Origin of the sequence: Acidimicrobium ferrooxidans DSM 10331 (assembly GCF_000023265.1) — a bacterium.
Classification (GTDB): Bacteria; Actinomycetota; Acidimicrobiia; order Acidimicrobiales; family Acidimicrobiaceae; genus Acidimicrobium; species Acidimicrobium ferrooxidans.
This window is the reverse complement of the sequence record NC_013124.1, coordinates 127,529-147,154: the sequence shown is the minus strand read 5'-3', so window position 1 is coordinate 147,154 and position 19,626 is coordinate 127,529. Positions and strand designations below refer to the sequence as shown.

Sequence of the window (19,626 nt, the reverse complement as noted above, 5' to 3'; positions counted from 1 at the left end):
ACGCCTCCTAGAACTGCGTCGACATGACCTGGTCGATGGCGCCGACGACGCCGTTACGCACCTGGACCGCAAGTTCGGTGGTCAACAGCGACTCGGTGGAGGCGACCATCGCGTTCGAGATCGACGCTTGGCCGCTGGCGACGCCTTGCGCTTGGGTGTTGGCCGTCGCTTGGGTGGATTGGATCTGGTCGATGACCGATCCGAGCACCTGGGCAAAGCCGCTCGCGCCCTGCGTGGACGCTCCCGCAGCACCCGGCGCCGCCGCCGACAGCGCTGACGACAGGGGTGCGATCGGGGGGATCATGCCTGGATCCCGAGGATCGCCTCGTAGGCCGTCTTGGCCTGGTTGATCACCGCGACGTTGGCCTGGTAGGAGGTTTGAGCGTTGACGAGGTTCCCGAGCTGCTGGGCGAGCGAGATCCCGGGCGTCTTCACGTAGCCCTGCGCGTTCGCGAGCGTCGAGGTCGGATCGTAGGAGAGCACCCCGTTGGGCAACGGGGTGACGATGGCGTCGACCTGGACGCCCGAACCGACGGGCGTCGTGGTCGTGTCCGCGACGCCCGTCACCGGCGACGTCTCCACGGGCTGCACGAGCACCTCTTGCTCCTGATAGATCGGTTGGTTCGTGGCCGACTGGTCGTTGACGTTCGCCACGTTGGACGCGATGGTGTCGAGCCAGGTTTGCTCGGTCGTCACGCCGGTGGCAGCGACGTCGATGGCTGGAAACAGCGACACTTAGAACTGGCCTCCCATCGAACCCGACAAGATTTGGAAGTACGTCGTCAGCTCGTTCGAGACTGCCTGGTAGTCCATGGCGTTGGTGGTCGCCTGGGTCAGCTCCTGGCCGAGCGAGACGTTGTTGCCGTTGAGTCCCACGGGGTTCGACGATGGGGTCACGCTGGTGGTGGCCGTGCCACCGTTGGCGAGCGCAGCGGCGAGCGACGACTGGAACGACACGTTCGACTGGATGTAGCCAGGCGTGTCGACGTTGGCCACGTTGTTGGCGATGGCGTCGCTCTGGATCTGGAGCGCGTCGAGCGCAAAGCTCAACGCCTCGACGGTCGTGCTCACGCGGAGTCCTCCCCGTGCGGGTCACGCCCTCCTTGGATCAGCGGTAGCTCGCATCCTGCGGCTGCCACTGATCTCGGAGCGAACGCCGACGACCTTGAGCACGGATCGCCGAGCGAGGCCACGGACCACGAGCAGCCACCGACACCGCGAACGGTCCAGGTGGCCGCCGAGCGAGGCCGCTCGCGCTCGCCGTGCCGTCAGCGAACGCTGGTCGCTGCCAACGAATCGTCGTCGATGACCGCGCGCCAACGGCCATCGCCCTCGCGTTCGTAGAGAGTGCCGTCGGGTTCGAGTTGGGTCACGACCAGCCAGCCGTGCTCGACGAGGTCGGCAACGAGCTGGTGTTCCCGGACGACCTGGTCGATCGCGCCCCGAGGCGCCTCCACCACCACGGTGAGGCGCACGGGCTCGTGGAGCCAGCGTGTCCCGTCGTGCAATGACTGCAGCGCGAGGCCGACCCGCAGATCGCCGTTGTTGCCCTCGAGGACTCCGATCGAACCACCGACGACGTTGTGGAGGACCTTCGTTCCGCTCCCGAAGCGCCGGTTGTCGACCATCGAGGCGTAGTACTGCAGGTTGATCCAGTTCGCGACCACCATCGGAGCGGTCATGATGAGCGTGAGGGTCGCAAAGTCCGTGTCGTGGCGCCAGTCGTAGTCGTGGAGGAACGCGCGGCCCTCGAGCGAGACGTGGGCGGTCCTTGCGCGTGGAGCCGCGATGAAGGCGGCGTTGGCGACGAGGCCCCACTCCGGCCGAACCTCCGCCCAGTCGCGGCCACGACGCGCCAGGTCGTGCGCCAGATCCTGGTCGGCGGTCACACCGAGGGAGGTCGCATGCCACGTCGCGGCGAGCCGGGTCGCGCTGGCGAGATCGGTCTCGAGGTCGCGGGCGAGCGTGCGATGGGCGGGATCGAGCGCGTCGACGTCGAAGAGCCTCACCTGCTCCGTCAACGTGGAGTGGAGCGCCGCGACGAACACCGTGTCGCTCGGCACCGAGATCCCCACGCGTTCGAGGCCTGCTCGGGTTCGCGGATCGTTGAGCAACGCCGCCGCCACCTTCGCGCTCACCTCGCCCGTCTGCCCCCCGCAGGCACCGCAGTCGAGCCCGGATCCTTGCGGGTTGTTGACGGTCTCGCTCCCATGCCCCACCAGGACCACGAGCGGCGCGAACCCGCCGGTGAGGCCCATCGAGGTGAGGATGAAGCGACCGATCTCGGCGAGACGATCCTCGGGGATCCCGTCGTTGCCCCCGGGATGACCGATCGGCGTCAGCCTCGGGCGCAGCCGGGCGCGCAGGTCGCCAGCGAGACCTCGGGCGTCGGGGTGCGCGACCGTGCGGGACCAGCCCATGGCGTCGCCGAAGAGCTTCGGGATATAGACCAACCCGGTCGACTCGACGAAGGTGAAGGTGGAGGCCGCCGAGGACTTGAAGGTCTTCCAGACCGCGCCGGCGCCGAGCCGAAGGCGACGTCGCTCCGCCGCACGCGCACGGTCGTCGTCGGAGGCATCGACGAGGTCCTCGCGGATCCGATAGGGCGGCGCAAAGATGACCGGCAGGTGTGCGCGTGCGTGCTCGGTACCGAAGGGGACGTACTCCATCTGAACGCCGAAGAAGCCGGCGAAGCCGAGCGTCTGGGCGCCAGCGACGCGGGCCTCGACGGCGCGACGGATGCCCTCCGAGCGCACGTCGATGCAGAAGGCGAGCTGGGCGCGAGGACGCTCCCCGGTGGGCGCCTCCCCGGCGCGAGCACCGGCAGCCAGCGTCCGCGCGAGCCGGCGCCGATAGTGCAGCTCGAACGCGGTGTGGATGATCGCGGCGTCGTCGAGCGGATCGTGCCGCGAGGCGACCCAGGACCGATGGGCTGCCACGACGGCGTCGCGCCACGAGGCGAGCACCCGAGGATCATCAAGTCCCTGGGCGAGGATCGCCTCGGCCGAGACGTGGATCGCCAGCAGTTCGAACAGGGTTTCGTCGGTCGAGCCGACGAGCTCCGCCTGCCACCGTCGGTACCGTGCCCACGACGCCCACCCGCCGATGGAGAACAACGCAGCGACCAAGTAGTCCTCGATCGCTTCGTGAGCAACGCCGAGCACGCCCAGCGCAGCGGCGATGGCGTCCTCGGGCGTCTCGGGCAGGGCCGCGAGCGCCGACTTGGGCCACGGGAGTCCGAGGATGCGCGGCGTCGCGTCGACCTGGACCGATGACCGCCACGCCTGCCACAACGAGTTCCCCTGCCACGGAAGGTGCCAGGTGGCTTGCCCCTCGTCGAAGTAGGCCGCCAGGAAATGGCTGAGCCGCTCGACGATGGCCGTGGTGATGTCCCGACCGCGAAGGCGCCCGAGGTGATCGCTGAAGAGCGGGAGCCGAGGGAGCAGCGGCTCACTACGAGCCTCCTCCAGGCGAGCGAGCAGGCCCTCGACCGCCCCCTCGCGCCCAAGGCGACGCGCTGCGTCACGGATATCGCGTGGACCGATGCGTCCTTGTTGCAGCTGCTCTCGGTAGTAGGCGAGCGGCATGACCAGGCGAGAACCTGCGATGGTCTGGAGGTAGCGGTCGGCCTCCCAGAACGACAGGTCGCGCATGCCGAAGTAGGGGTTCACGGCGACGAAGTGCCGGAGCGGCCACACCGGCGCGATCCGGTCGCACGCCACGCGCGCGGCCTCCAGCACCGAGGCCGCCGATCCGGGCACGGGCTCATCGCCCGTCGCCGCAACAGGCTCAGGCTCGGTAGGGGCGTGCAGCGGACGATGACCGAGGCGCAGGTGGTCGAACCACGCGAGGCGACGCATGGCGGCATCCACCCACAGACCGTTCCACAGCGCCACGTAGAGCCACTGGCCGAAGCGGGTCCGGCTGAGTGGACCGAGGAACTGGCCGATGTGGAGCAAGGCGACGAACGCCGCCACGACCACGACGAGCACCCACCCCGGGATGTGGTCCGCCTGGCCGCTCTCGGACGGCACCGTGGAGCCGAGCAGGCGCACCATGACGTCGTGCAGACCGAAGTAGGCAGCACCCACGAGCACACTGAAGCCGCTCGCGCGCACGAGCAAGCGACGTCCCTGACGGTCTGACCCCCCGACCCCCTGCAGCAGCAGCTGCGTCATGGCGACCGCGACCACGAAGCCGATGGCGGCCAACGTGGGCTCGTGCACCACGTCGACCCGGAGGAGCTCGGCGATCCCCACGGTGACGAGCGCGGAGATAGCGAGCGCGCCCTCGACCTGCCCGAACGTTCGACGCGCCGGGACCTTGGTGAGGATCGCGCCCCGATGGCCATCCACCACGCTTCCCGACGAGAGGAATGCATGCGCCTTGTAGACCGAGTGTGCGACGATGTGGAGCACCGCGACGCTGTAGAGCCCGAGCCCACACTCCATCATCATGAACGCAAGTTGGGCGGAGGTCGAGTACGCGAGCGCCTCCTTGATGTTCGTCTCGGTGAGCATCATCAGCGACGACACGAACACCCCGATCACGGCGAGGCTGAGCACCACCCACACCCACGGCACCGACGCGACCAGCCAGCTCATGCGCAGGAGGAGGAAGGCACCCGTGTAGATGAGCCCCGCGTGCAGGAGCGCCGAGACCTGGGTCGGCGCCTCCATGACCTGGATCAGCCACCCGTGGAACGGGAAGACACCGCTCTTGACGACCGCGGTCAGAGCGATCAGCCCGGCGGCGACCTCGAGATCGACGCCGATCGGGGGGTGCGCCCCGTGGAACCACGCCGCGATGCCGGCGAAGCTCGAGCGCCCCGTCGCCTCCACGACGAGCACCAGCGCAACCGCCAGACTCACGTCCGCGAGTCTGGCGAGCGCGAAGTTCTTGCGCGCCGCCGTGACGGCCAGCGGTCGATCGCGATAGAGCACGAGCAGCTCGTGGAGCGACAGACTCGCACCGACGAACAGCAGCCAGAACGTCCACACGTCGTTGGTGACGATCAGCCACAGGAACAAGCCGAGCGTCACGTTCAACCAGCGATAGAACCGCAGCTCAGCGGGGTCGTCACGGAGATAGGACGTCGAGTAGCGTACGACCACGGTGCCCACGAACGCCACCAAGGTGACGACGATCATGGTGAGGGCGTTCACGAGCGAATCGACGGCGACGTGCCCGAGGTGTGCGGGCAACGGCACCGCGACCAGCGTGGTCGATCGTTCGTGGCCGACGACGAACGCCGTCGAGGCGCCGAGCGTGGCGACGAGCCCGACCCACGACGCCACCGTCGTCCACCGTCGCGCACTGCGTCCGGCCGCGCCCCGCGCGACCAGGAGACCGAGACCCACCACCAGGTAGGCGACCACCGCGACCGCGAGCAACCACGAACTCACCAGGTTCCCCATGCTTGATCCCTTCTCCCCTCGAGCCCCGCGAGGGGCCGCCACGGCCACGGACACCGTAAGAACGCGACCGCGGGGCGCACCTCACCACCGCTCGCCGCACCGACCCGGTGCCGAGCAGAAGCCTGCAGCCGACCATCACCGTGAAGGCGCTCGGTCGGCGTGCTCCTCATGAAAAGAGAATCTACTAGACCGGAAATACACTTCCGCTATGCGAAAGCTCATTTGAAAGCGATGTTCGTCAAGTAAAGACTTACGTGTTGCTCACGAGCGCGTGAGGGCCGCGTACAGCAGCGGCAGACGTTCCGGGAGTCGCGCCACGTTGTCGAGCACGATGAAGCCGGTCGGGCCGAAGATGCGCGCGACGTACTGGTCCGCGCGAGGATCGAGGCTCAGGCAGAACGTCGAGATACCAGCGCGAGCCAGCTCCTCGACGGCTCGGCGTGCATCCGCACGCAGGTACTGCGGATCGCGCACGTCGTTGTCGGCGGGCTCGCCGTCGGTGAGCACGAGCAGCAGTCGCCGACGCTGGGGCTGGCGTGCGAGATGGGCACCCGCATGCCGAATCGCCGCGCCCATCCTCGTCGACAGTTGGCCGGTCATGCCGGCCACACGAGCGCGCGCCTCGTCGCCGAAGCGCTCATCGAAGTCCTTGTAGCGAACGTACTCGACGGCATGGCGACCGTTGGAGTCGAACCCGTGGACCGCGAACGGATCCCCGACCCGATTGATCGATTCTGCGAGCAACAAGGTCGCCTCTCGAGCGAGCTCGATCACCGTCACGTCCGCGCCGAGCACCTGATCGTTCGTCGACTCGGACGTGTCGATGAGCAGCAAGAAGGCAAGGTCACGGACGATGCGCCGTGTCCTCACCATCACCCTGAGGTCGGGCTCCTCGGCCCGTCGCAGGTCGACTGCGAAATCGACCGCCGCGTTGATGTCGAGTTCCTCGCCCTCTTCCTGCTTGCGCAGGCGCTGGACACCCTCGGGGGCGAGCGCCTCCATGATGCGCCGCATCCGCCCGAGCAAGGGGCGATGCTTGGCGAGGATCGCCTCGGCCTCCTCCAGGCTGCCCAAGGGTCCTCGTCGCTCGAGCACGGTCGTCCAGCTCGGTCGCTCCAGTTGGACCTGGTAGTCCCACTCGGGATAGTGCACCTCGACGGGCGGCGGCTCCCGACCCTCTTGGGCGTTGACGCTCTCGGCCTCGCCGTCACGGAAGAACTCGGTCGCGAGCACCCAGATCTCCTCGGCGTCGTCGCCGGCGCTCGGCACGTCCACCTCGTTGATCATCTCCATCACGCTCACGTACTTGCGCACCTGCGAGGGCGCGAGATCGAGGTTGGCGGCCTGGGCGCGAATGGCTTCGTCGCGCTCGAAGACGTAGCGATTGTCGTCGCGGTAGCTCGGCAGGACGGCTCGCGAGTCGACCTGGTCGAGCTCGACACCGAAGCGGCGTGCGGCGTCGATGAGGGTTCGAGCAAGCTCCGGGAGAGCTGCCGCTGCCTCGGCACCGCCCAACTCGTCGAGCACCCGAGCGTGCTCGCACGCCTCACGGACCCACGGATGAGCCTCGGTATCGCAGCCGACGAGGAGAGAGCGAACGAGCCGCGCGACGAGCGAGGAGGGGTCGTCGGCGGCGAGATCGACGACGTGGAAGCGCGCCCAGAGCGCGGCGAGCCCTGGGAAGGCCGCGATCGCTGCGCGCTCGACGCGTGCATCCTCGAGGATCCCGACGACGAGTTCCTCGAGACGCGATCGCTCGGCTCGAGCCACGGCGTGTGTGGTCGCCACCTGGTGCGCAGCGGCGTGCGCCGCCGCGGCACGGTACTGCTCGAGCGCGCTGATCGGCCCACCGACCCCGTCCGTGTCGTCGTAGGCGTCGGGGAGGTGGACGACGAATCCATCGATGAACGGTCGTACCACCGCGGCCGTCTGCGGATCGGCCGACTCGGGTCGAAGGAAGAAGTCGCGGCCCCACAGGGCGCGCAGGTAGGCCTGCAAGCGACGCTGGACGTCGACGAACAGCAGTCCCCGACGCTGCTGCTGGAGCATGGCGAGCGCATCGGGGCTCTCGAGTGCGAAGTAGCGCTGCTGGGCCTCGAAGTCGACCTTGTGGACTTGGGCACCCCAGAGGGCCCAGCGCGTCAACCCGCTCAGGGTCAGCTGCGCAAGCAGGACGTCGAGGTGGTCGAGGAGGCCGCGAACGCCACGGGGGGCCAGCCCGAGGAGCTGGTCGATGAGCCCGAGGTACGAGCGGAACAGTTCCAGGTCCCCGAGGCGCTCGGCCGCCCGAGGGCTCGTCGCGATCAGCTCCGCGATCACGCTGGCGCTGGTCTTCGAGAAGAACGCCACCGAGGCCGCGACCAGATCCCGCACGGCGTCCTCGCCGAGCTCACGCGCCAGCGCGGGGGCATGCTGCAGGAACGAGACCACGAGGTCGCTCCCACGCCCGAGCGCCGCGAGGCTCGCGGCCGAGCGGAGGTAGACCTCCTCGAGGCCGCGTGGGCTGAAGGAGCGCGTCGCTTCGTCCCAGGCAGCACGCAGCACCTCCTCGGCTTGCGAGCCGAGAGAGTCGAGGAGCCCCTGGTAGCGCTCGAGCTCGATGGCCACGGGAGGGCCCTCCTAGAAGTAGGTCGTGACCGCCGCCTCGAGCGCGTCACGCATGTCGGGGTCGTCGGTGATCGGCGACACGAGCGCCATCTCGCATGCGGCGATGCGATCGACGCCCTGGGCGATCAGACTGGCCGCGTAGATCAGCATGCGGGTCGAGATGCCCTCGTCGAGCCCGTGTCCCTTGAGGTTGCGCGCGCGCTCGGCGATGGAGACGAGGCGACTCGCATCGTCGTGGCCGACCCCGCTCTCGTGGGCGACGATCTCCGTCTCGATGGCCGCGGGTGGATAGGTGAAGTCCAAGGCGCCGAACCGCTGCTTCGTCGACTGCTTCAGGTCCTTCATGACACTCTGGTAGCCAGGGTTGTAGGAGATCACCACCTGGAAGTCAGGGTGAGCCTGGACCAGCTCGCCCTTCTTGTCGAGCGGCAGGACTCGGCGAGCGTCGGTGAGCGGGTGGATGACCACGGTCGTGTCCTGGCGCGCCTCGACGATCTCGTCGAGGTAGCACAGCGCCCCGTAGCGGGCCGCGATCGTGAGCGGTCCGTCCTGCCACCGGGTGCCACCGGCGTCGAGCAAGAAGCGTCCGACGAGGTCCGAGGCCGTCATGTCCTCGTTGCACGCGACGGTGATGAGCGGCTTGCCAAGGCGCCAGGCCATGTACTCGACGAAGCGCGTCTTGCCCGACCCGGTCGGGCCCTTCAACATGACGGGCATCCGCACCGAGTACGCGGCTTCGAAGAGCGCGATCTCGTTCGCGACCGGTCGGTAGTAGGGCTCCGTGTCGATGACGTAGGGCGCAACTTGGGGTGCGACCACGACTCACTCCTTTCCTCGGCGAGACGGTATTGCTCGGTGAAACGGTGCTCCTCGGTGAGACAGTGTCGGCCCGACCGTCACGAGCACCGCCCCGCGATCCGCATCAGTCAGGCCACACGGCAAGTGGAGGACGTCTCGTCCGAGGGCGCGCCACCGGTTGTTCGACGGCCTCGCCGTCGGCCGGAGGCGTGACCTCGCGCTCGACAGTCGAGGAGGCACGCCGTCTGGGTCGGGGCTTGGCAGGTTCGGTGGCTCGCGCCGTCGGTTCTGAGCCGGCGACGCTTGCCCCCTTCGACGCGCTTGTCTGCTTGGCTCGGATCGCACGGACCTGGCTCACCTCCCGCACCAAGCGATCACTCAAGTCCTCTGCCATCACACCACCTCCTGGATGAGGGCCTCGATCTCCTCGATCGCTGCCATCGCTCGCTTGCCCATCGCGTACACGCTCCGCCCCTCGGCCGCCGCCTGTCGGTAGACGACACGCCGGCCCAGCGCGACGGCGGTGAGCGGCACATCGAGTGCGAGCGCCGCGCGCCGAACGGACGCCGACAGCGCGCTCCGCGGCTCGACCTGATTGAGCACACCGACGAACCGACGCGCACGGTCCCCAGTCGCGAGCCTGCGCAACGACCAGAACGTCTCCGCACTCGTCCACAGATCGACCGGAGATGCGAGGATCGGGACCACCACACGATCGGCGACCTCGACGATGGCACGCACGGTGCCTCGGATCGGCGTCGGTGGACAGTCGACCACGACGTAGCGGTAGTCCGCCCGCGCAGCGCGCAGCACGGTCACCACGTCCCGCGAGGCCTCCGCTACCGGTGGCAACGCAGCTCGAGGAGGTGCCATCGCCGTCCAGAAGGTCAGCGACCGCTGCGGATCCGCATCGACGAGGAGCGTGGGGCCGCGCCTCGCAAGACCGACGCCCACGTGCAGCGCGAGCGTCGTCTTGCCCGATCCGCCCTTGGCGTTCACCACCGCGACCACGAGGCTCGAATCACTCGCGTCAGGACCGCTGGTCATCTGCCTGCCCCACCCCACGGGCCACGAACGCATCGAGAGCGGCTTCGACCGCCCGAACGCCCTGGTCGTTGCCGTTGGCACTCGCGGGATCGATGGTGATGGTGACGTCGGCGCGATGGAAGCTCTGGTTGGGGTAGTACCCATGCTCCTCGAAGATCGACGCGAGCTCATCGAGGAAGCGCCGCAGGGTTGCGTAGTCGTCGAACACGAAGCGCCAGGATCGTGGCGCGGCGGCCTCAGCCACGATCCCGCCCCCTCCTCTCGGATCGGATCTCAACGATCAGGGCGTCGATCGACGCCAGGTGCTCGACCTCCTCCCCGTAGAGCCCGGCGAAGAGCTCGAGACTCGAGGCCGGGCCCATCCGCCCGCAGTAGTCGACCGCCTCGCCGTAGAGTCGAACGACGTCGAGCTCGAATGCCCGGTCCATCATTACGAGCTCCTCCACGCTCCGTCCAAACCGTAGTGGCGGCAGGTCGATGGCGCGTGGCGCGATGCCCACCGACACCGCGTGCCGGAGAATCCGGTGCTGGTGATCGAGTTCGTCACGCGCATCGTTCGAGAAGCGATCGGCCAACGCGGGGTAGCCCCACAGTTCCACCAGGCTCGCCTGTGCGAGGTAGTGCTCGACCGCGATGATCTCTGCACGCAACGCGCGCACGACAAAGCCGGCCAGCCTGTGGTCCTGGGTCACCTCGACCGCCTAGCGCGCCGCCACGCTGCCAGCGCCCATGTCCTCGCCGTCAGGAAGGATCTTCTCCACCTCGGAGTGCACCCGAGCGATGATGTGTGCCGCCACGAGGCCGTCGCCGACCCGCTCGCACGCGTCCGCACCCGCACGCACGGCTGCGTTCACCGCGCCGGTCTCACCCCGAACCAACACCGTGACGTAGCCGCCACCGACGAACTGACGACCGACGAGGCGCACCTCCGCCGCCTTCGTCATCGCGTCCGCTGCCTCGATCGCCGGCACGAGACCGCGAGTCTCGATCATGCCGAGCGCGATGCCGCTCACCCCTGTTGCCATCGTCAACGCTCCCTTCTCGCCTCTTCCCTACGCCCCAGCGCCCATGTCCTCGCCGTCAGGAAGGATCTTCTCCACCTCGGAGTGCACCCGAGCGATGATGTGTGCCGCCACGAGGCCGTCGCCGACCCGCTCGCACGCGTCCGCACCCGCACGCACGGCTGCGTTCACCGCGCCGGTCTCACCCCGAACCAACACCGTGACGTAGCCGCCACCGACGAACTGACGACCGACGAGGCGCACCTCCGCCGCCTTCGTCATCGCGTCCGCTGCCTCGATCGCCGGCACGAGACCGCGAGTCTCGATCATGCCGAGCGCGATGCCGCTCACCCCTGTTGCCATCGTCAACGCTCCCTTCTCGCCTCTTCCCTACGCCCCGGCGGCCATGTCCTCGCCGTCAGGAAGGATCTTCTCCACCTCGGAGTGCACCCGAGCGATGATGTGTGCCGCCACGAGGCCGTCGCCGACCCGCTCGCACGCGTCCGCACCCGCACGCACGGCTGCGTTCACCGCGCCGGTCTCACCCCGAACCAACACCGTGACGTAGCCGCCACCGACGAACTGACGACCGACGAGGCGCACCTCCGCCGCCTTCGTCATCGCGTCCGCTGCCTCGATCGCCGGCACGAGACCGCGAGTCTCGATCATGCCGAGCGCGATGCCGCTCACCCCTGTTGCCATCGTTCCTCCTTGCTCGGGCCCCTTGCCCATACGCCTGTGGCCCCTGCCCTTGCGCCCTGGTCGTGCGCTCGCACGCCCAGGAAGCCCCATTGCTGCCGACGCATCGCACCGGCAGCTCGTCGCTAGCCGTCCTCGTCCCAGTAGTCGATGATGCCGACGATGGTGAGGTCGGTCGGATAGTCCTTGTCTCCCGTCGCCGCCCGACTGCCCGATCCGCTGACGCAGATGACCCAGTCGCCAGGGACGCAGCCGACCGCGTCGACCGCCACGCTCTGGGAGCCGTTGCGCTCGCGCACCACGAGCAGCGGGAGATTCTTGAGACCGGGGATGCGATTGGTGGACACGAGCGTCTTCTCGACTTGGTAGACCTTCATCGCCTGCCCCCCTCTCGCCCCGTACGCTGCTCGAGGCGCAGCGGATCCTCGTTCGCCGGACCGTCACTCGGCGCTTCGATCACCTCGATCGGGCTCGAGAAGGTTCGCTCCTGGATGCTCATGTCGCACGCGAGCAGCCCGGCCGCGCACAGATCTCGATAGCGCGCTCGGATCGCCGAGCGCACGCGCACGCACCGCTCGATGGCTCGCTCCCGACTGCCCGGGACCCGACGGTCGTAGCGAAAGTGGATCGCGATCGGGATCGGCAACCCACGGCGCTCGGGCCGACGCTGGAACAGCCCGATGCCCACGTCGAGGTCGGTCGCCGCCTCCTCGACCGTCTGGAGGAAGACGAAGTAGGCGAGGTTGCGAACCTGGAACTCCTCGAAGCCGTCACCGACGCTGATGAAGGCCTCGGCGTGGCCGACGTCCGGGTAGCGCTCGCCCCAGGTCGATCGGACGTAGTCGATCTGCGACAGGTTGTTGATGAGCAGCGTCGCAATGAGCCGTCGCATGCCCTCGTGCGGCGGCCCGCCAGGGTGATCGGCGCTCGCAGCTTCGATGGCGCGATGCACGCGCATGCGCGCCGTCGTCACGTCATCGTCGATGGTCTGGCGATAGAGATCGAGGTTGTCCACGTAGCGATCGAGGTCCATGTCGCCGAGCGCATCGGGGACGTGAACGCGGATGGCATCGGTGTCCGTGTCGACGCCGATCAACAACAGATCGATGGAGGCGCCGCAGAAGAAGCTGTTCTCGACGGCTTCGCGAAGCTCGCGGAGGCGCGACAGTGCTGCCGCGGCGGCGGCCCGCTGGTCGGAGCCGTGCGCCGCGCACCCCTCGTAATCGGGATCCGACCTGCTCCAGTGATAGACCGCGATCTTCAGATACCGCGTCCCGGCCGACGGCGGCACGGGACTCCCCTCGCGAAAGCGCAGCAGCTCCGTCTCGATCCACCGGCGAACGTTCGCTTCGACGTCGAACATGGCGCCCGCGTAGGCCTTGCGACTGCGCACGGCGTCGTCCGGCAGGCGCAGGATCGAGCGAATGACACCCTTCAGCCGCCCATCGGAGCAGGGCGAGATGTCGACGGCGTGGAAGCCGCACTCGAGCAGGAAACCGGTCATGGTGTCCGACTCGGTGCCGGCGAACGCATGCGTCTCGGCCGCGACCGCATGGATGGTCTCTGCCATCGTGACCGCGTACAGGCGGCGCATGTCGAGACCCGTGATCCAGGCAGACTCGAACAGCTCTGCCGGCAACGCCACACCGAGCTCGGCCCGAGCCATCGACGCAGCACGTTCGGCGAGGTCGTCGGTCGGAGCAAGCGTTCCGATCGCCTTCAGTGTCGGTACCACCGCGTCGAACCGCCCTCGCACGAGGCGTTCGAATCGAGCAAGTCGCTCGTTGGCGGCGTGATCGGTGAGTGGATGCGCGTTCCTCGAGCGACGGCTGACCCCGGCCGCTTCGCCGTGGTCGCGATGCGCGTCCTGGCCCGACAGACGTCCTTGCGCCGTACCCAGCCCGTAGGGGCCATGCGACGGAGTCGGCCCGCCGTAGCGCCCCCGGCGATTGCGCGTGTTCATGGGACCGTCCGCTTCATCTGGAGGAAGATCATCCGCGCGACCCGCCCGAGAACGTCACGACCGGCCCCTCGCTCACGCCACCGGTGCTGCCGGTGATGCGGGCGCTGGCGGGGAGCTCGCGAGCTGCCGCTGCCCGCTGGTCGGCGCTTCTGGCCACCTGCTCGCGCCGACGAGGGGTTCCCCGCAACGTCGGATTGCGCCATGCGGAGGCCCCTTCTGTCCCGGTGATGGTGGCCGAACGATCCCAGGCATCGCCGGTGATGGCAAAGCCCTCCTCGCGCCCCTCTCCCGTGACGGCCGCCTCGCGAGCGGGCACCTGCTGTTCGGCGTCCGAGCCGGCGTGATAGCGAAACTCTGGCGTACCCGAGACAAGACCGAGGGCGAGGTCGAGTGGCCCCGTGATCCGAGCCGTACCGCGCTGGTAGCCGGTGCCGGTGACGCGCGCCCGCGCCCGTTCACGCGCAGCACGTGCTGGCGTGGTGATGCTGAACGTCGCCCCCCACGCGCTCACGCCGCGCTCGGCATCGCCAGAGGGCCCACGCTGGTACGGAGTCCCGCTCACGGTGACGGAACGGCCACGCTCGTCCCCCGTCACACGATCGCTCCCACTGACACGCGTTCCCGAGATCGCGATCGACGATCCACCAGGAGCGCCCTGGCGAACCGGATCGGTCGCGCAGACGGCCTCGTACTGGCCTGGTCCCACGTAGGGCGTGCCGGTCACGTCCTCGCACTGCCCGGCCTCGTCACCGGTGACCCGCGGGTCGTGCTCGACGCTGGTTCCGGTCACGACTTCCCCGCGCCAGGTCCGCATCACACTCACCTTGTGCGGACCAGGTGCCGGTTGCCGATTGCACGCCTGGTACTTGGCCAAGCTGTCCTCGTACTCCGTCCCCGTCACCTCGACGCACGCCCCGCGATCGGCCCCGGTGATGGTGGGATCGGGCGTCACGATGGTTCCGGTGACCGGCCGACCCCGCACCGTGCTCATGACGCTCACCTTGTGCGGCACCGACGAACCATTGCGGGACTCGCCTCGAATCCACTCAGGGTGCTGGTACTGGCTGCCCGTCACGCGCTGGCGCCGGCCGACGTCGTCACCGGTGACCGCAGCTGGACGATCGACCACGACGCCCGTGACACGCTGGCCCTGGACCGTCTCGCCCACCGTCACCTTGGCTGGCGCCGGCTCGGGGACGACGCCACACGCCTCCTCGACCGCGTTCGCCTCCAGGTAGTCCACGCCGGTGACACGCCGGCACGCACCTGCCTCGGAGCCCGTCACGCTGGGGCTCGGCGCGAGGGAGGTGCCGCTCACGCGGCGCCCTGCCGCCGTGCGTCCGACGCTGACCTTGGCCGGGGGCGCCTCCGGGACCTCGTCGCAGCGCTCCTCGAACTGCTCGATGCCCACGTACTGTGTGCCGCTGATCACCCGGCAGCTGCCCGCATCCGCACCCGTCATGGTCGCCGTGAGCTCGACCTGCGTACCGGTCACCCTGGTGCCGGCAAGGGTCGTGCCCTCTTCCACCTTGGGCGCCACCGTGTCGCGACGGCGCATCCGGCCCGTCGGACGGCACGCCGCCAGATCGCCTCGCCCCTGCACGCACAGGAGCTGGCGACGCACCTTGGCGGCCTCACGGCCGCGCAGGCCACGCAGCGCATCATCCACCGAGACATACCCGCGCACCGAGACCGAGAGTTCACTTGACGTCGCGACCGCGGAGACGGGCGGCTCGAGGTGGTCGCACCCGCACGAGCCACCCTCGGTGGTCGTCGGCCGCGCCTCGACCGGGTCAGTCGCCATCGGTGCGACCCGAAGCGAACGATCGTCTGCGTCGTGCCTCGGCGACGTTCGTGCGTTCGCGCGACGAAGCGCTTGCTCACGCCGACGCTGCTGCGCCAACGCGCGGCCAGAACGCACCGCCCCGCCGGCTGTGGACGACTCGCTCACTCGGGGCCCTCCCTTCGTCACCACCACGACCTCGACCTACTTGGCGACTCGCTCGCGTCGCTCGCGCGCACCGTCGCCATCTCCTTGCTTCGCATGCCTCAGCCTCACGGCCCCACCGCGCGACCTCGCGCGAACCGCGAGGTCGCGCTGGTCCCGGCGTCGAGGAGCGCCAGCCGCTCAGGACCCCTGGCCTCGGTACACCACGAACGCGATGCCCTGGCTCTGGGTGTAGTTGTCGTAGCCCACGAGCCGCACGAGGTGATCGGGGTAGGCACGGCGGCACTCCTCGAGCTCGGCGAGCACCACCTCCGCCGACTGCTCGCCGAACATCGGCAGCTTCCACATGTACCAGAAGCGCTCCATCGAGCGATGGGGCTCGACGTGCTCCACGCTCGGGTTCCAGCCCTTCGAGATCAGGTACAGCACCTGCTTGCGAATCTGCTCCGGGGTCATCTGGGGCAGGTACGAGAACAGCTCGTAGCGCCGTGACGTGCGATACTCCTGAACGTCAGCCATGTGTGCTCCTTAGGTCCAGGTGGCGCACGCTGCGCCACCTCGTCGAACCACGCTCGCTCAGCGATGCACGCTGTCGAGCTTGTCCACCGTGTCGAACTCGAACTTGATCTCTTTCCAGGTCTCCATCGCCACACGGAGCTCCGGACTGTGCTTGGCCGCGTTCTGGAGAATGTCCTTCCCCTCCCGTTCGACGTCACGGCCCTCGTTGCGCGCCTGGACGCACGCCTCGAGTGCGACCCGGTTCGCGGTCGCGCCGGGTGCGTTCCCCCATGGGTGACCCAGGGTGCCGCCACCGAACTGGAAGACCGCGTCATCGCCGAAGATGGTGAGCAACGACGGCATGTGCCACACGTGGATACCGCCCGAGGCGACGGCGAAGACGCCCGGCATCGAGCCCCAGTCCTGATCGAAGAAGATGCCGCGGCTACGGTCCTCGGGGATGTAGGACTCGCGGAGGAGGTCCACCCATCCCTGCGTCGCCGCTCGGTCGCCCTCGAGCTTGCCGACCACCGTTCCGGTGTGCAGGTGGTCACCGCCCGAGAGACGCAAGGCCTTGGCCAGCACACGGAAGTGGATGCCGTGGTACGGATTGCGGTCGATCACGGCATGCATGGCCCGGTGGATGTGGAGCAGCATGCCGTTGCGCCGGCACCAGCGCGCGAGCCCCGTGTTGGCCGTGAAACCACCCGTCAAGAAGTCGTGCATGATGATGGGCATGCCGAGTTCCTTGGCGAACTCTGCGCGTTCGTACATCTCCTCTGGCGAGGGTGCCGTGACGTTCAGGTAGTGGCCCTTGCGCTCGCCCGTCTCCGCCTCGGCCTGATGGATGGCCTCGGCGACGAAGAGGAACCGGTCGCGCCAGCGCATGAACGGCTGGGAGTTGACGTTCTCGTCGTCCTTGGTAAAGTCGAGACCACCGCGCAGCACTTCGTAGACGGCACGCCCGTAGTTCTTGGCCGACAGGCCGAGCTTCGGCTTGATGGTGCAGCCGAGCAGCGGCCGGCCGTACTTGTTCATCTTGTCGCGCTCGACCTGGATCCCGTGGGGTGGCCCGTTGCAGGTGTTGACGAAGGCCAAGGGGAAGCGCACGTCCTCGAGGCGCAGCGATCGCACCGCCTTGAAGCCGAACACGTTCCCGACCAGCGATGTGAAGACGTTGACGACCGAGCCCTCTTCGAAGAGGTCGATCGGGTAGGCGACGAACGCGTAGAACGCCGTGTCGTCCCCGGGCACGTCCTCGATCCGGTAGGCGCGGCCCTTGTAGTAATCGAGGTCCGTGAGCAGGTCGGTCCAGACCGTGGTCCAGGTACCGGTGGATGACTCGGCGGCGACCGCCGCAGCTGCCTCCTCCCGGTCGACACCAGGCTGCGGTACGATCTTGAACACCGCGAGCAGGTCGGAGTCCAAGGGCACGTAGTCCGGCGCCCAGTACGTCTTACGGTACTCCTTGACGCCAGCCTCGTAGCGATTGCCAGCCATCCTCTTTCCTCTCTCGTGTCGGTACGCCTCTCGTGCGCTCGCTCGTCATGGCTCGGAGCGGCCGTCGACCAACGCCCCGCTGTTTTCCGCGGCCTCGCACCCTCTGGTGGTCGACGCGGTCATGCTCGAATGAGCGGCGTGTTCCTCACATCCCCAACGCGATGGGCACCACGGTAGCGGTACGGGTGACGGTTTCCCTAAACCGAATCATCGAGCTTTTCGTGATTTGGTTAAATCAGTACTTACGTGTTCTTGAGCCGCACCCGCGACGCACGACCGCCCGTGTCCCCTCCATGGAAGGCGGCACGGGCGGCAAGCTGCAGGCCTCGCGCGGGGCGCGATGGCCGGGCGTCTAGGCGTCGCGCGACGAGAGGAGCGACCCTGCGACGACGACGGCGATCACGGCGTAGCCCGCCACGACGGCGAGGCCGACCCACGCGGACAAGCTGTTCGCGACGAGCTGCGAGGACATCATGACCTGGGCTGCTTGGAACGGCAGGAACTTTTCGATGTCGGTGGAGTACGGCGACGGGAGCGCGGTCACGAGCAAGGGCAGCACCAGGTACTCGCCCACGAAGGTGGTGATCGCCCCAGCAGTACGACGGATCATGACACCGATGGCGAGCGCAAGGACACCCACGATCGCGACGAGAAGCCCGGTGCCCAGGACGGCCCGCATCGCCGTCGCGTTCGTGAGGCTGGTCGTCGGGACGACTCCGTGCATGACGGCCTGGCCCACGAGGAAGCTCGCCACGGACACTACTTCGGAGGCAACGAGCGCGATCACGAAGTAGACGAGTACCTTGGCCAGCAGCACGTGCCAGCGCTTGGGGACCGCGGCGAACGTCTGGCTGATCGTCCCGCTCGCGACCTCAGCGCTGAAGACCAAGACGCCGAGGACACCGATGGCGATCTGCGCGATGAGCATCCCGCCGAGCGAGCGCGCGACCGGATCGAAGCCGGGGCCGATGCGGTGGTGCGACACGGCTGCGTGCACGGCGAGCGCGCCGAGCGCCGAGATCCCGACCCCGAGCACCACCATGAACACCAGCGTGAGCACCGTCGAGCGCACGCTCTTGATCTTGATCCACTCGGCGGCGAGCAGCGCCCGAACGTCGGGCCGAGCGTGCTCGGACTACGGTCGACCGTCGTCGTCATCGTGAGGCTCCTTCGTGAACCGTGGCCGGCTGGCCGCGAAAGCTCGTGTCCTCGCCCGTAAGAGCGAAGAACGCCTCCTCCAGCGAGGCACTCTGGGGCGACAGTTCATGGAGACAGATCCCGTGCTCGAAGGCGATCTCGCCGATCTCGGCTGCCACGAGGCCGGACGGTGAGACTCCCGTCGTCGCCGACGACCACGACCCCGCCGCGCTCGCGCAGGGTCGACGCGAGCGCATCTGGGCTCGGTGTGCGTACGAGCGTTCTCGCGGACGAACTCGATGCGATGAACGCTGCCATCGCGGTGTCGGCAAGGAGCTTGCCACGGCCGATGACGATGACATGGTCGGCCGTCTGAGCCATCTCGGACATGAGGTGACTCGAGACGAACACCGTTCGACCTTCAGCAGCAAGTCCCCGCAGTAAGGTCCGGATCCACACAATCCCCTCGGGATCGAGTCCGTTCACGGGCTCGTCGAGGATGAGCACTTCGGGATCACCGAGGAGCGCAGCCGCGACGCCGAGACGCTGCCCATGCCGAGCGAGAAGGTGCCGGCCCGTCGGGAAGCGACGTCGGTGAGTCCGGTGATCTCGAGCACCTCGTTGACCCCGTGGGCGGGCAAGCCATTGGAGGCCGCGAGCCACCCAAGATGCGCTCTGGCGCTGCGCCCCGGATGGAACGACCTCGCCTCGAGCAACGCACCGACCTGCCGCAGTGGCGCGGCAAGCTCGGCGTAGGGGACGCCCTTGATGAGAGCGGACCCCGCACTGGGCCTTTCGAGGCCCATGATCATGTGCATCGTGGTCGACTTGCCCGCGCCGTTCGGGCCGAGGAATCCGGTCACGCGCCCGGGCGGCACCTCGAACGACAATCCGTCGACCGCGGTCACCTCTCCGAAGCGCTTGGTGGGTCCCGTCACCGTGATCACCGTCGAGTCCCTTCCCGTGAGTTCTCGCGTCAGCTCACGCGAGGAAGCAGCCCCGTGGAGCGTC

At 68.3% G+C, this 19,626-nt stretch carries 18 protein-coding genes and 1 pseudogene; all 19 read right to left on the bottom strand.

Annotated elements, in window-relative coordinates; all coding sequences use genetic code 11:
- Nucleotides 1-7: 7 nt before the first annotated feature.
- The 19 genes and pseudogenes from fliE to AFER_RS12820 all read right to left on the bottom strand — a co-directional run bounded on the left by fliE (nt 8) and on the right by AFER_RS12820 (nt 19,562).
- Nucleotides 8-304 (bottom strand): flagellar hook-basal body complex protein FliE, encoded by a 297-nt coding sequence (gene fliE / locus AFER_RS00695; protein WP_015797610.1) that lies wholly within the window; start codon nt 302-304, stop codon nt 8-10.
- Nucleotides 301-735 (bottom strand): flagellar basal body rod protein FlgC, encoded by a 435-nt coding sequence (locus tag AFER_RS00690; protein WP_015797609.1) that lies wholly within the window; start codon nt 733-735, stop codon nt 301-303. Before AFER_RS00690 ends, fliE begins: the two co-directional genes overlap by 4 nt.
- Entirely contained in the window at nt 736-1,071 is a 336-nt protein-coding gene (locus tag AFER_RS00685; protein ID WP_015797608.1) for a flagellar basal body rod protein FlgB, read from the bottom strand.
- A gap of 197 nt (nt 1,072-1,268) precedes the next feature.
- On the bottom strand, nt 1,269-5,417 hold the full coding sequence (locus tag AFER_RS11425) for a putative inorganic carbon transporter subunit DabA (RefSeq protein WP_015797607.1): 4,149 nt from the start codon (nt 5,415-5,417) through the stop codon (nt 1,269-1,271).
- A gap of 261 nt (nt 5,418-5,678) precedes the next feature.
- A complete protein-coding gene (locus AFER_RS00675; RefSeq protein WP_015797606.1) occupies nt 5,679-8,024 on the bottom strand; it encodes a nitric oxide reductase activation protein NorD in 2,346 nt (781 codons plus the stop codon).
- A 12-nt stretch (nt 8,025-8,036) separates the two neighbouring features.
- Nucleotides 8,037-8,843 carry a CbbQ/NirQ/NorQ/GpvN family protein gene (locus AFER_RS00670; protein ID WP_015797605.1) on the bottom strand — a complete coding sequence of 269 codons (807 nt, stop codon included), beginning with the start codon at nt 8,841-8,843 and terminating at the stop codon, nt 8,037-8,039.
- Nucleotides 8,844-9,215: 372 nt separating this feature from the next.
- Nucleotides 9,216-9,869: an AAA family ATPase gene (locus AFER_RS00660; protein ID WP_015797603.1), complete on the bottom strand. Its 654-nt coding sequence runs from the start codon at nt 9,867-9,869 to the stop codon at nt 9,216-9,218.
- Nucleotides 9,853-10,113, bottom strand: coding sequence for a hypothetical protein (locus AFER_RS00655; protein ID WP_015797602.1), 261 nt, complete (start codon nt 10,111-10,113; stop codon nt 9,853-9,855). Before AFER_RS00655 ends, AFER_RS00660 begins: the two co-directional genes overlap by 17 nt.
- Nucleotides 10,106-10,561, bottom strand: coding sequence for a ferritin-like domain-containing protein (locus AFER_RS00650; RefSeq protein ID WP_015797601.1), 456 nt, complete (start codon nt 10,559-10,561; stop codon nt 10,106-10,108). The genes AFER_RS00655 and AFER_RS00650 overlap by 8 nt, the downstream gene beginning before the upstream one ends.
- 9 nt (nt 10,562-10,570) lie before the next feature.
- A complete protein-coding gene (gene csoS1 / locus AFER_RS00645) occupies nt 10,571-10,894 on the bottom strand; it encodes an alpha-carboxysome major shell protein CsoS1 (protein WP_015797600.1) in 324 nt (107 codons plus the stop codon).
- Nucleotides 10,895-10,921: 27 nt separating this feature from the next.
- Entirely contained in the window at nt 10,922-11,233 is a 312-nt protein-coding gene (gene csoS1, locus AFER_RS00640) for an alpha-carboxysome major shell protein CsoS1 (protein ID WP_015797599.1), read from the bottom strand.
- Between the two features lie 27 nt (nt 11,234-11,260).
- Complete coding sequence (csoS1, locus tag AFER_RS00635) at nt 11,261-11,572, bottom strand: alpha-carboxysome major shell protein CsoS1 (RefSeq protein WP_015797598.1); 312 nt, start codon at nt 11,570-11,572, stop codon at nt 11,261-11,263.
- Between the two features lie 122 nt (nt 11,573-11,694).
- Complete coding sequence (gene csoS4, locus AFER_RS00630; RefSeq protein ID WP_015797597.1) at nt 11,695-11,946, bottom strand: alpha-carboxysome shell vertex protein CsoS4; 252 nt, start codon at nt 11,944-11,946, stop codon at nt 11,695-11,697.
- On the bottom strand, nt 11,943-13,532 hold the full coding sequence (locus AFER_RS00625) for a carboxysome shell carbonic anhydrase (protein WP_015797596.1): 1,590 nt from the start codon (nt 13,530-13,532) through the stop codon (nt 11,943-11,945). The genes csoS4 and AFER_RS00625 overlap by 4 nt, the downstream gene beginning before the upstream one ends.
- Nucleotides 13,533-13,560: 28 nt before the next feature.
- Nucleotides 13,561-15,336: an alpha-carboxysome scaffolding protein CsoS2 gene (locus AFER_RS00620; RefSeq protein ID WP_143711890.1), complete on the bottom strand. Its 1,776-nt coding sequence runs from the start codon at nt 15,334-15,336 to the stop codon at nt 13,561-13,563.
- 324 nt (nt 15,337-15,660) lie between these two features.
- Entirely contained in the window at nt 15,661-15,999 is a 339-nt protein-coding gene (locus AFER_RS00615; RefSeq protein ID WP_015797594.1) for a ribulose bisphosphate carboxylase small subunit, read from the bottom strand.
- A gap of 57 nt (nt 16,000-16,056) precedes the next feature.
- Nucleotides 16,057-17,478, bottom strand: a complete 1,422-nt coding sequence (locus AFER_RS00610; RefSeq protein WP_012784207.1) for a form I ribulose bisphosphate carboxylase large subunit — start codon at nt 17,476-17,478, stop codon at nt 16,057-16,059.
- Between the two features lie 352 nt (nt 17,479-17,830).
- The gene (locus tag AFER_RS00605) at nt 17,831-18,583 is read right to left on the bottom strand and encodes an ABC transporter permease (RefSeq protein WP_083769096.1); all 753 of its coding nucleotides are present in this window, start codon (nt 18,581-18,583) and stop codon (nt 17,831-17,833) included.
- Between the two features lie 49 nt (nt 18,584-18,632).
- Nucleotides 18,633-19,562 (bottom strand): annotated as a pseudogene (locus tag AFER_RS12820) (ATP-binding cassette domain-containing protein).
- Nucleotides 19,563-19,626 lie beyond the last annotated feature (64 nt).